Source organism: Aquimarina longa SW024 (genome assembly GCF_001401755.1).
In the GTDB taxonomy this organism is placed as follows: domain Bacteria; phylum Bacteroidota; class Bacteroidia; order Flavobacteriales; family Flavobacteriaceae; genus Aquimarina; species Aquimarina longa.
This window is the reverse complement of the sequence record NZ_KQ474099.1, coordinates 738121-751256: the sequence shown is the minus strand read 5'-3', so window position 1 is coordinate 751256 and position 13136 is coordinate 738121. Positions and strand designations below refer to the sequence as shown.

Below are 13136 nucleotides of genomic sequence, written 5' to 3'. Positions count from 1 at the left end.
GTTAATTATAAAAAAAAAGTCTGTTCCGCGTTTTTATAAAAAGAATAGATAATTAAGTATAAGTTAGTATTGAGGAATTCCTCTGACCTTTGAAAAACAATAGATTAAATAGCTAAAAATATATGGCAAAGGCAAAATCCAAGTCGAAAAAAAGAACTACAAAAAAGCCAGTTAACAGTACGCTAAAATTTATAAAAGTATTTTGGGTACTATTTGGTGCAGGGATATTTTTAATAGCATTATTATTTCTTTTTGCAAGCTGGGGAGTTTTTGGAGAGATGCCAAAATTTGAAGAATTAGAAAACCCTAAAAATGATCTCGCTACCCAGATCATCTCTTCAGATGGAGTGCAGATAGGCACATTTTTTAAAGAAAACCGTACACCAGTCAATTACGAAGATCTTCCTGAGCATTTGGTAAATGCTTTAGTAGCTACAGAAGATGCAAGATTTTATGAACACTCAGGGATAGACGCAAGAGGGACACTTAGAGCTTTTATCTTTTTAGGAAGTAGAGGAGGAGCAAGTACGATATCACAGCAATTAGCAAAGCAATTATTCACTGGGGGATCAAGGAATAAGTTTGAAAGATATTTACAAAAAATTCAAGAATGGGTAATTGCAACACGGCTAGAAAGACAATATACCAAGAAAGAGATCGTAACGATGTATCTTAATAAGTATGATTTTTTAAATCAAGCTATTGGTGTAAGTTCAGCATCAAGAATTTATTTTGGTAAAAACCCAAAAGATCTTGCAAAAGAAGAAGCAGCAGTATTAGTCGGGATGTTAAAAAACTCATCCCTTTTTAATCCTCTGAGGCGACCAGAATTAGTGAAAAATCGAAGAGATGTTGTTCTTAATCAGATGGAGAAATATGAATATATTACTGAGCAAGAAAGAGATAGCCTAAAACAAATACCATTGAAGTTAGACTATTCTCCAGAAGGTCATAATGATGGAGTAGCAACTTATTTTAGAGAATATGTAAGAAGCTGGATGTCTAATTGGGTAAAAAAGAACCCTAAAGGAGAAAATGAAGATGGAGATGAAGTGTATTATGATATCTATAGAGATGGATTACGAATTAATGTAACTATAGACTCTCGTATGCAGAAATATGCAGAAGAAGCAGTAAAAGAGCATATGTCTAATCTTCAAAAAGAATTTGATAAGCAAGAAAAAGATAATAAAACCAGTCCTTTTAGAAATATCACAAAAACTGAAGTAGAAAGAATATTAAATCGTAGTATTAAAACATCTGCCAGAAGAAAGAAAATGCTGAGTCAGGGCAAAACGGAAAAAGAAATATTAAAGTCTTTTGACGAAAAGACTGAAATGAGAATATTTAACTGGAAAGGAGAAATAGATACTATAATGACTCCACGAGATTCTATTTTATACTATAAAAAGTTTTTGCGCTCAGGATTAATGTCTATGGAACCACAAACAGGACATGTAAGAGCATGGGTTGGGGGAGTAAACTATAAACATTTTCAATATGATCATGTATATCAAGGAGCACGTCAGGTAGGATCTACATTTAAACCTTTTGTATATGCAACTGCCGTTGATCAACTTAAGCTATCGCCTTGCGATACGTTACCAAAATCTCAGATAACCATTCCTGCAGGCTCTCATGGTGTATTAGAAGATTGGACACCAAAAAATAGTGATGCAGACTATACAGGTTATATGAGTCTTAAAGAAGCATTAGCTAAATCTGTAAATACTATTTCTGCACGATTAATGGATAAAATAGGACCAGTACCTATTGTACGGTTAGCAAACAAAATGGGAGTAGAATCAGAGATTCTAGAAGTAGCCTCGATATCATTAGGTTCAGTAGATTTAAAATTATCAGAAATGGTGGGCGCATATAGTACTTTTGCTAATCAAGGAATCTACACTAAGCCAGTAACAATTACTAGTATTGAGGATAAAAATGGTACGATTTTGTATCAGTTTGTACCAGAAACTAGAGATGTAATTAGTAAAGAGGCAGCTTATGTTACGATTAACCTAATGGAGGGAGTTACACAATCAGGATCAGGAGCTCGTTTACGATCAGGACCTTCTTCTCGCTATGATCTTAAAAACGTAATTACAGGATATCCATATCAGTTTACAAACCCTATTGCAGGTAAAACAGGAACAACACAAAATCAAAGTGATGGCTGGTTTATGGGAATTGTTCCTAATCTTTGTACAGGAGTTTGGGTTGGTGGAGATGATAGAGCAGTTCATTTTAGAACCACTAGATTTGGTCAGGGAGCAGCAATGGCATTACCTATATGGGGGTTGTTTATGAGAAAATGCTATGAAGATAAAACACTAAAAATTTCTAAAGCAGCATTTACTAAGCCAAAAGACCTTAGTATAGAAGTTAATTGTGATGCTTTTAGAAAGAACAATAGCCAAGATGAAAACATAGATGAGTTTAGTTTATAGATTAATGACAGGTAATTAGTTTTTTGTGTGATTGGAGTTAAATTTCCTTTTTAGGTTAGATGCTATATTCTGAAGTTATTATATATAAAACCTGCACCTAAGAAATGATAGCTTATAATGATTAACTCTTTATTAATAACTATCGTTTCCTCAAACGATATAGTACTGTTTTTTTTAGTATTTTTAGTCTGCTAAAATTAGAATATTATGATTCGTAAAACGGTATCCAATGTTACCGAAGCTTTGGTCGGTATCAAAGATGATATGACCTTTATGCTTGGAGGATTTGGCCTATGTGGCATTCCTGAAAATTCTATTAAAGAACTTGTAAAATCAGATATTAAAGGGCTTACCTGTATATCCAATAATGCAGGAGTCGATGATTTTGGATTAGGGCTTCTACTTCAAAAAAAACAAATTAAAAAAATGATTTCTTCTTATGTAGGAGAAAATGAAGAATTTGAACGGCAAATGCTTAGTGGAGAATTAGATGTAGAGTTGATACCACAAGGTACTTTGGCAGAAAGATGTCGTGCAGCTCAGGGCGGTTTTCCAGCATTTTATACACCAGCAGGTTATGGTACTGAGGTAGCAGAAGGAAAAGAAACTAGAGAATTTAATGGTAAAATGTATGTGTTAGAAAATGCATTTGAAGCCGATTTTGCATTTGTAAAAGCATGGAAAGGAGATGAAGCAGGGAATTTAATTTTTAAAGGAACAGCAAGGAATTTTAACCCATGTATGTGTGGTGCAGCAAAAATTACAATAGCTGAGGTTGAAGAATTAGTACCTGCAGGTACCTTAGATCCAGATCAGATACATATTCCAGGGATATTTGTACAACGAATTTTTCAAGGAAACCAATATGAGAAAAGGATAGAACAACGTACAGTTCGTAAAAGAGGGTAATCTCATTTTTTAAAACAATAAAAAAATATAAATTATATAGAGGTTTAGAAAGTTTAGGTTCTATTTTAACTTTATAAACTTTATTTAAAATAAAAGAGTAAACTCATGCTTGATAAAAACGGAATTGCAAAACGTATTGCCAAAGAACTACAAGATGGATACTTTGTTAATTTAGGAATCGGTATACCTACTTTGGTAGCCAATTATATTCCTCAAGGAATAGAAGTCGAGTTTCAAAGCGAAAATGGAGTTTTGGGAATGGGGCCTTTTCCCTTTGAAGGAGAAGAAGATGCAGATATCATAAATGCAGGAAAACAGACTATTACTACCATGCCAGGAGCATCATTTTTTGATTCGGCTACCAGTTTTAGTATGATTAGAGGAAAACATGTTGATCTGACAATTCTTGGAGCAATGGAAGTTTCTGAGGAAGGAGATATCGCAAACTGGAAAATCCCTGGAAAAATGGTTAAAGGGATGGGAGGTGCAATGGACCTCGTAGCTAGTGCAGAAAATATCATTGTTGCTATGATGCATACTAATAAAGCAGGAGCGTCTAAACTGCTTAAGAAATGTTCACTCCCACTTACAGGGGTTGGATGTGTAAAAAAAATAGTGACTAACTTAGCTTTTTTAGAAGTAACAGATAGTGGTTTTAAACTTTTAGAAAGAGCACCTGGAGTATCTGTAGAAGATATTAAAAATGCAACAGAAGGTAATCTTATCGTCGAAGGAGATGTTCCAGAAATGATCTTAGATTGATTTATCTAATTCTATAAATACGCTAACGAATAATAATTAGGATAGCACGGATAATATATTTAGAAAAGAATCGTTTATTTAAAAATGTGATATTAAATTTAATTTTGAAAGAAAAAACTTACACAAATATCTCATTTTTATGACCTTAAACCTTTACTTTAAGTGTAAAAAGCATGATGTTAACATTTAAATGTTAAAATTTAGTGTATTTCATCTATTGTTTAGGTGTTTAAGCGTTTTTATTAAAAAAAATTTGGATATTAGACACGCTCTAAAAAATGGAGTTCTAATAGATACATTGTTTTTTAAAGATTTTGTAAAATATAATATTAATCCACATAAGTTTCCCCTATTATGAAAAAACGTATAAACCGTCTGCAGCAATCAATAAAGCCTACAATGGATTTGATTTCTAATTGTGTTTTTGTCGCTAAAAAAGTATTTTTATTAATGTAATTTTTTGATTGTTAATTAATCAAAATCCCCCAAGTAGCGATTAAAAAAAGCCTGTTAGTCAGTTATTGCTTAATAGGCTTTTTTTTAATTATAACCAGTTTTAATTAATTGTTTTAAACAAACTCTGCCAGATTACTTTCCTTTAGGAATAGCTTCGATAAGTGCTTTGGTATACTCTTTTTTTGGATTTTTATATATCGAATCAGCATCTCCCTGTTCTTCTATTTTACCTTTATTCATTACTAATAATTGATCAGACATATACTTTACTACTGCTAAGTCATGAGATATAAAAATATAGGTAAATCCAAAATTATCTTTTAATTCGTTTAATAGGTTTAATACCTGTGCCTGTACAGATATATCTAATGCACTAACGGATTCATCACATATGATAAGCTTAGGCTGTAAAGCTATTGTTCTGGCAATACCTATTCTCTGTCGTTGTCCTCCACTAAACTCATGAGGATAGCGATTAAAATGCTCCTCAGTAAGGCTTACACGATTTAATAATTCGATCACTTTTTGTTTTCGTTCAGAATCATTGGAGTATAATTTATGAGCTTGCATTGGCTCCATAATTGCTCTACCAACAGTCATTCTTGGATTTAATGAAGCAAAAGGATCTTGAAATATCAATTGAATTTCTTTTCTAAGGTTTCTCATCTCAGAAGAAGATAATTTGGTGATATCTTGTCCTTTATAAATAATCTGGCCACTATTCGCTTTATCCAGTTGTAATATAGTGTTTCCTAAAGTCGATTTGCCGCAGCCTGACTCTCCTACCAATCCTAAGGTTTCACCTTCATAGAGTTTTAAGCTCACTCCATCTACGGCTTTAAATTCTATTTTCTTAAATAGACTTACCTTAGAAAAATAGCTTTTTTTGACATTAATAACTTCTAATAAAGGAGGTTTACTGTATAAATCTTTATGATGTTGCGTTCTTTTTTCTTTAGAGATAATTTCTACGTTTTGATCTGTTTCTTCTAGAAAATCAGCTATGATTGGTAGTTTTTTAAATCTAACATCCATAGGAGGTCTTGCTTTAATTAAAGCCTTGGTATATTCTTTTTTTGGAGTATTAAAAATACTATCCGAAGTCCCATATTCTATCATTTCTCCTTGATACATAACCAAAACATGATCAGCAACCTCTGAAACCAATGAAAGATCATGAGATATAAACAGAACACTCATTTTATATTCTCTTTGTAGATTTTTTATGAGCTCAATAATCTCTTTTTGTACAGTTACATCAAGTGCTGTTGTGGGTTCATCAGCAATAAGTAGTTTTGGTTTACAAGCTATGGCCATAGCAATCATGATACGCTGTTTTTGCCCTCCACTCAATTGATGAGGATATGACTTATATGCTCGATTAGGATCAGGAAGTTTTACTTTTTCAAATAAAGAAAGCACTTCTGCTTTTAGCTCTGTTTTTGATAACGAGGTATGCTGAGATAATAGTTCTATAACTTGCTTGCCACATTTCATAGAAGGGTTTAGAGAACTCATAGGTTCCTGAAAAATCATTGCAATTTCATTACCTCGAATAGCCCTATATGCCTTCTCATCAAAATCAAGTAAAGAGGTATCATTATAGAGGATCCTTCCTTTTGTGATTTTAGAAACTTTATGAGGTAACAATCCTAGAATTGCTAATGAAGCTACAGATTTTCCACTTCCTGATTCTCCGACAACCCCTAAAATCTCATTCTTATGAATATCAAATGAGAGGTCATATAACACTTGGTTTTCTTTTTCTTTTGATAAAAAAGAGACGCAAAGATTTTGTACAGAAAGTAATGTGGTAGTATTCATAATTCTAAAAGTTAGAGTAATTCAATTTAACTTTAAAATCTCACTTAGTGAGTAAATTTAGGGAATTCAATGCTTTTGAAGATTTCTTTTTGCAACTATTTTGGTGTGATATTTGCTATCTTTACAAGTTAAATTATATTATGAAGCTAATCAAACTTTCTCTGCGTACCCGAATTTTTATTTCTATGACAGCATTGGTACTATTAGCTTCGATTTTGATTGCTGCGGTTACTATTTATCAATATAAAGAAGAGGCAGAAGAGTATCATCAAGAGCGATTAGAGCGAAAAGAAGAGCGAATTCAAATAGCGATTAATAATGTTTTAAAGAGTACAACATATCCTGTAAATGAAAAAAATGTAACATTGATTTTTAGAGAACGAGGAAGAATATATCAAATTTCTGAAGAACATTCATTACCGGTTAATATTTATAATTTATCAGGGAAGTTATTAATTAAATCCGAAAGTAATTTTATTGAAGATACTATTGATAATAAGTTAAATACTATTATTATTGATACATTAGCCTCTTTGTATGATAAAAGGTATTTAGTGAAATCCGAAAAAAATGATGAACGATTCTTATCATCATATACCTATATTTCAGATAGTAGAGCTAAACCTTTAGCGATTCTTAATTTACCATATCTAGAAGATGATGATTTAATTACAAGAGAATTGCTAGAGTTTTTGAGGCGTTTAGGTCAGGTATACTTGCTCATGCTTCTTGTAGCGATTGTACTAGCTTACTTCTTATCAAAATATATAACAAGATCCTTAAAGACAATTTCAGAAACACTCGATCAAACTCGATTAGATAAGCAAAATAAGAGAATTGCTATTGGTGATGCCAGTGAGGAAATTTATGCATTAGTTAATGCATATAATAGTATGATCGATGAGCTTGAAGAAAGTGCTGTAATGCTTGCCAAGAGTGAGCGTGAGGCTGCTTGGAGAGAAATGGCAAAACAAGTAGCACATGAGATTAAAAACCCATTAACTCCAATGCGATTAACAGTACAAAGTTTTCAGCGTAAATTTGATCCTAATGATCCTAATATTCATCAAAAACTTCAAGAATATAGTGATACGTTAATACAGCAGATTGATACAATGAGTTCTATTGCCTCAGCATTTTCTAATTTTGCACAGATGCCTGCGCAAAAAAATGAAACTTTAGATGTAATAAAAATTGTAGGATTAGCATTAGATATTTTTAATGAAGATTATATTCTTTTTCCTTCAGAGAAAGAGAAAATTATTGCGAAGTTCGATAGAACACAGTTGATACGAGTGGTTACTAATCTGGTAAAAAATGCCATACAAGCAATTCCTGAGGATTGCATACCTAAAATCATTGTAGATGTATTTTCAGAAAACGGAGATGTTGTTATTATAGTATCTGATAATGGGATTGGAATAAGTGAGGAGCATAAAAAGAAAGTTTTTGAACCTAAATTTACTACTAAAAATAGTGGTATGGGACTTGGGCTTGGAATGGTTAAAAATATTATGGAAACCTATAATGGAAGTGTTACCTTTACATCTAGAGAAGAGAAGGGAACTGTTTTTAAAATTAGATTTCCGAAGAATACATAATACATAAAGCTTCTTTTTTATAAATTGTATAAATTTTTTAATTAAACTCATTTTTTAAAGAGATGATAAAAAATATTTTTTCATGTATACCAATATTTTAGTATCCCAAAATAACAAAATCACTACAATAACAATTAATCGTCCATCAAAATTAAATGCACTTAATAAAGAGACGATTCAAGAATTACATGCGGCTTTTAGAGTAGCAGATCTTGATGCAGATACCAAGGCTATTATTATTACTGGATCTGGAGAAAAAGCTTTTGTAGCAGGAGCTGATATTAGTGAGTTTGCTGATTTTTCTGTGTCAGAAGGAAGTGAATTGGCAGCAAAAGGACAAGAGTTACTTTTTGATTATATAGAAAACCTTTCTACACCTGTAATTGCCGCGATAAATGGTTTTGCTCTAGGGGGAGGATTAGAATTAGCAATGGCAGCACATTTTAGAGTTGCTAGTAATAATGCAAAAATGGGATTGCCAGAAGTTTCTCTAGGGGTGATTCCTGGTTATGGAGGGACACAACGATTACCTATATTAGTTGGTAAAGGTAGAGCGATGGAAATGGTAATGACCGCAGGAATGATCGATGCTAATCAAGCATTGCAATATGGTTTGGTAAATCACCTGATTGCTCAGGAAGAGTTATTACCATTTGCACAGAAGTTAGCAGGTAAAATTATTAAAAATTCCTCTGTTGCTATTAGTGCAGCTATTAAAGCTATCAATGCAGCATTTAAAGACGGAGTAAATGGATATAATGTAGAGATTGAACAGTTTGGAAACTGTTTTGGGACAGAAGACTTTAAAGAAGGAACTACTGCGTTTTTAGAAAAACGTAAAGCAAACTTTCCTGGGAAATAATAGCATAAAAGTATATTAATCCCATAAAAAACCATGCTAAACGTATTTTTGCATGGTTTTTTATTTCAATTAATTGTTAATCAGTAGTTTAAATTTGTTTTTTTGATAAAAATGGAAGGTGATATTTATAAATCTGTAGCAGTACAAAACAGTAAGAAGTCTTTTTTTAATTATATTTATAAAGAATCAGAATACGTTTAATATGCTGTTTTTAGGTTCCTCTAACTGTTTTATTTATGAATGACAGGCATAAGCCTTAAGTGCCTCTATCTGATTAGGGTAAAATCAAATTTTTTAACAATTTTTATTATGAAAGAATTAATGAAACTAAGAGGAGTAAAAGTATTAAACAAAACGTCTCAAATGGCAGTTATAGCAGGAAAACCTCCTAAGTGTGATCCTGATCTCTGTGGCGGAGATTATATGAAAAAAAGATAATTATTAGGTAATTAGTAGATCTAAAAAATGAGAGATGATATATTGTTTACCTGAGTAAACAACTGTTAATAGTATCATTTTTTAGATCTCTATTATAAGATAGGGGTTAACAATTCCTTAAACATTAGGTGTTCTAAAAATATATATCTTAGCTTTAATTGTAAGATTAAGAATTGAGATAGCGAATAATTGTTTTAGCATATTTAACCAGTAAAGTTCTATCAAAAAATTTATGAGAGGGTTGTTTTGTTAGATGTAACGAAAATAATTATCGATAAAGTCTGATATTATAGTTATGCTAAAATAAATGTTGTCAACTAATTTCTTCATCTTGTTTTTTGTTTGGATCAATTGTACCAAAATATGATCTAAGTATATTAGTAAAAATATTTATGTTTTTGATAACATACTCTTATAAACCTAATTATGAAATCATTGTATAAGAACCCTACAATTATCGTTTTTGCAGTATTTGCTATTGCAATATTTGTTTATTTTAAAGATCAATTACCAGCAATAGATCTTTCTCATTTAACTCCGGGTAATGTTGTTGCTGTTTTAGGATATTTATCTGTTATAATGTTGGTAGTAGAGCAATTTATAGAGGTTTTTATAGATGATCCTAATGAAAAAATTAAAGTACAAAGTAAAGATCGACTCGAAGAAATTAATACATTTTTTGACAATTTAGATAAGCCTAGCATCATCAATTCTGAGGTAGAGATTATAGAATCAGATGCTAAAGAAATAGTTTTATTAAAGAAAGAGAAGAGGAAATTAGAAGAATTTTTAATTACTCAAGGATTAAAAAGAGAACGAAGAACTATTATTACAGGATTTATAATCGGATTATTTCTTTCTTTTTCAGGATTTCGTTTGATGTCTGGCATTATATTTAATGGAGATGAAGAGCATACTCTTTCAGAAGTTCAGGGTGTGATTATTCAGGCTATTGATATCGTTCTTACTGCTGGTATTATTGCAGGCGGAAGTGGTCGGGTTCATACACTTATCAAAAGAATTAAGACTACTTTCTTATCTCCTAACAATAATTAATTTTGCTACTATTTATAGAAGTTCATTTCATCAATGTATTTCCATACTGCTATAGGAAGTAAAGGTCTTACGTTTTTAGTATTAGCAATTGATTTGCGAATAAACGTAGAAGAAATCTCCATGATAGGAGCATTAACTCGGTGTATCTTTGGGTGATTGGTAAATTGAGTTTCTATAATTCCTTCTGCGATACGTGGGTATACATAGATGTTATGGTTTTCTAAGATGATCTCATAGTTTTTCCACTTATGGAAACTTTTTAGATTATCCTCGCCCATAATAAGATGAAATTGATTTTTAGCATATTTCTCTTGTAAATGTATAAGTGTATTTATCGTATAATTAGGTTGTGAGAGTTTAAATTCTATATCACTAGGTTGCAGTTTTGGGTATGATTCTGTAGCTAGATATACCATTTCATAACGATGATGATTATCTAGTAATGAACTTTTCTTTTTATGGGGACTATGTGGGGTTACTACCATCCATATTTCATCTAGATCAGAAAACTCTGCCATATGATTAGCAATCGCTAAATGACCAACGTGTATAGGATTAAATGTTCCAAAATATAATCCGATTTTTTTCATAGAAAAAACAACATTTTTTTACAGATTAAGAAACGTACTTTCTTAATCTGTAATCTTATTATAAAATAAACTTCTTTACTAATTGATATACCTCATCTTTTGCATTCTCAAGATTATCATTAGTAACAATAGCATCAAACTGTGGTGCAGTAGCCATCTCTGTCGAAGCTTTTGATACTCTCATGTTGATTTTATCTTCAGATTCAGTCTTACGCTTCTTTAATCGAATTTTTAATTCTTCGATACTGGGTGGTTTTACAAAAATAGCAAGAGTGCGCTCCGGATAGATTCTTTTGATATCTAAGCCACCTACTACATCAATATCAAAGATTACATGTTTCCCGCTATCCCAAAGCCGTTGAACTTCGCTTTTTAAAGTTCCATAAAAATTATCTCTATATACCTCTTCCCACTCCAAAAAATCATCAGCCTTAATTTTATCTTTAAATTCTTGTAGTGATAAAAAGTAGTAATCTTTTCCATGAATTTCTCCATTACGAGGCTCCCTAGAAGCTGCCGAAATAGAAAATCCAAGATTGAATTCTTTGTGATTGAGTAAGTATTTAACTAAAGTAGTTTTTCCACTTCCAGATGGGGCTGAAAGTACAATAAGTTTACCTTGGTTCATTATTATAATACATTTAGCAGTTGTTCTTTGATTTTTTCAAGTTCATCTTTCATTTGCACTACCAGTTGTTGCATTGGAGCATAATTGGATTTACTACCAATAGTGTTAATTTCTCGACCTATTTCTTGAGTGATAAACCCAAGTTTTTTTCCATTAGAATCAGCAGAATTTAATGTGGAGCCAAAATACTCTAGATGATTTGCTAATCGTACTTTTTCTTCGGTGATATCGAATTTTTCTAAATAGTAAATCAATTCTTGTTCAAAACGATTTTGATCTACTTCTTCCTTTAGGTCAGAAATAGCTTTATGTAGTCGTTCTCTAACAACCTCCATACGTTCGGGATCAACCTCTATTACCTTAGCAAGTAATTCGCTGATGTTTTTTATACGAAGATTAAAATCTTTTTCTAATGCTTTTCCTTCATCACTTCTGTATTCTTCTATTTCTGATAATGCTTTAGTAAGCGCTTCTTTTATAGCAGTAAATTCTATTTCATCTATTTCTTCTCGCTCTGTTTTTAAGGCATCAGGCATGCGAACTGCCATCTTTAGTAATTCTATGGTATCACCTTGGTGTATACTGGATAGTTGTCTAATATATTCTTTTACAATACCCTCATTAACTTTATTAGATGTTTCCTCACCAGTTGCTTCGACATATAATCCAAAATCAACTTTACCTCTTACCAGTTTTTTTGCGATAGTATTTCGCATTTGAAGCTCTTTTTCACGGTATTGTGATGGAATTCTAGCGTTTAAGTCTAAATTCTTACTATTTAATGATTTAACTTCGATAGTTATTTTTTTCGTAGGTAGCTGTAGGATGGACTTCCCAAAGCCTGTCATAGATTTGATCATATAATTTTGATAAAAGTTGCACGAAGATACGGAAAACTGCTGAGGTTCACCTCTTAGTTCTTGTAGACATGTTGTATAAACTCAGTATTCTATATTAGAAAATCTATTCTATCTTCAAAACTGTTACAAACATTACTGTTTTACTTAGTTTTATAGAAATGTTTTGGACATGGTAATTTTATCGATATACTTTTCTTTTTCTAAGAAAAAGTTATGAATACATCCAGATGGTATAAACCCCATTTTTTTATATAAAGCAATCCCAGTTATATTAGTCTCATATACTTCTAACCATATCGTTTTTATTATCTGAGTCCATTTTGTCCATGCAAGTACATTCTGTAATAGAAGAGTACCAATGCCTTGATGTTGCCATTCTGTATGAATTCCCATCCCTACCATGGCAGTATGTTGCATTTTTTTTCGCCAGCTACCAGTAAGATCTATATTACCAACAAGATTTCCATTGTTTTCTGCGACTAAGAGTAAGCAATTGGTTTGTTGATGCATTTTTATAATAAGATTTGTTTCATCCTCTACTGTGTTAGGATATTCATAATCGAATAGAGGTATCGTATCAGTATTTTTTAGATATTGAAGTTTTAGAGCCACTAATTGTTCTGCATCTTCTGGGGTAGCTTCTCTAATTATAAGTGTATGACCTGATTTGGTTTGATGTGTGCTTGGAGTATATTCCATA

Annotated in this window: 12 protein-coding genes; 7 read left to right on the top strand and 5 right to left on the bottom strand. The window is 31.7% G+C overall.

All coding sequences use genetic code 11. The features are described 5' to 3' along the window. Nucleotides 1–122: 122 nt before the first annotated feature. The 3 genes from N456_RS12115 (at nucleotide 123) to N456_RS12105 (ending at nucleotide 4121) form a co-directional block, all read left to right on the top strand. Nucleotides 123–2450 (top strand): penicillin-binding protein 1A, encoded by a 2328-nt coding sequence (locus tag N456_RS12115; RefSeq protein WP_062057254.1) that lies wholly within the window; start codon nucleotides 123–125, stop codon nucleotides 2448–2450. A gap of 207 nt (nucleotides 2451–2657) precedes the next feature. Next, on the top strand, nucleotides 2658–3359 hold the full coding sequence (locus N456_RS12110; RefSeq protein ID WP_062057252.1) for a CoA transferase subunit A: 702 nt from the start codon (nucleotides 2658–2660) through the stop codon (nucleotides 3357–3359). 105 nt (nucleotides 3360–3464) lie between these two features. Beyond that, the gene (locus N456_RS12105; protein ID WP_062057250.1) at nucleotides 3465–4121 is read left to right on the top strand and encodes a CoA transferase subunit B; all 657 of its coding nucleotides are present in this window, start codon (nucleotides 3465–3467) and stop codon (nucleotides 4119–4121) included. A 588-nt stretch (nucleotides 4122–4709) separates the two neighbouring features. On the opposite strand, the gene N456_RS12100 is transcribed toward N456_RS12105, so the two are convergent. After that, a complete protein-coding gene (locus tag N456_RS12100) occupies nucleotides 4710–6401 on the bottom strand; it encodes an ABC transporter ATP-binding protein (RefSeq protein ID WP_062057248.1) in 1692 nt (563 codons plus the stop codon). 140 nt (nucleotides 6402–6541) lie between these two features. On the opposite strand from N456_RS12100, the gene N456_RS12095 reads away from it, so the two are divergent. From N456_RS12095 to N456_RS12080, 4 genes are all read left to right on the top strand, one after another. Further along, entirely contained in the window at nucleotides 6542–8002 is a 1461-nt protein-coding gene (locus N456_RS12095; protein WP_062057245.1) for a sensor histidine kinase, read from the top strand. Nucleotides 8003–8084: 82 nt separating this feature from the next. Then, nucleotides 8085–8864 (top strand): enoyl-CoA hydratase/isomerase family protein, encoded by a 780-nt coding sequence (locus N456_RS12090; protein ID WP_062057243.1) that lies wholly within the window; start codon nucleotides 8085–8087, stop codon nucleotides 8862–8864. A gap of 309 nt (nucleotides 8865–9173) precedes the next feature. Continuing rightward, nucleotides 9174–9302, top strand: coding sequence for a hypothetical protein (locus tag N456_RS25160; RefSeq protein WP_262482837.1), 129 nt, complete (start codon nucleotides 9174–9176; stop codon nucleotides 9300–9302). Between the two features lie 426 nt (nucleotides 9303–9728). Continuing rightward, a complete protein-coding gene (locus N456_RS12080) occupies nucleotides 9729–10358 on the top strand; it encodes a hypothetical protein (RefSeq protein ID WP_062057239.1) in 630 nt (209 codons plus the stop codon). A gap of 8 nt (nucleotides 10359–10366) precedes the next feature. Here the strand turns inward: N456_RS12080 and nadD are convergent, their stop codons facing one another. The 4 genes from nadD to N456_RS12060 form a co-directional block, all read right to left on the bottom strand. Continuing rightward, nucleotides 10367–10948: a nicotinate (nicotinamide) nucleotide adenylyltransferase gene (gene nadD / locus N456_RS12075; protein ID WP_062057237.1), complete on the bottom strand. Its 582-nt coding sequence runs from the start codon at nucleotides 10946–10948 to the stop codon at nucleotides 10367–10369. Between the two features lie 58 nt (nucleotides 10949–11006). Continuing rightward, nucleotides 11007–11576: a guanylate kinase gene (gene gmk / locus N456_RS12070; RefSeq protein ID WP_062057235.1), complete on the bottom strand. Its 570-nt coding sequence runs from the start codon at nucleotides 11574–11576 to the stop codon at nucleotides 11007–11009. A gap of 2 nt (nucleotides 11577–11578) precedes the next feature. Continuing rightward, entirely contained in the window at nucleotides 11579–12436 is an 858-nt protein-coding gene (locus N456_RS12065; protein ID WP_062057233.1) for a YicC/YloC family endoribonuclease, read from the bottom strand. Nucleotides 12437–12586: 150 nt separating this feature from the next. Next, on the bottom strand, nucleotides 12587–13135 hold the full coding sequence (locus tag N456_RS12060) for a GNAT family N-acetyltransferase (protein ID WP_062057231.1): 549 nt from the start codon (nucleotides 13133–13135) through the stop codon (nucleotides 12587–12589). Nucleotide 13136: the final 1 nt, after the last annotated feature.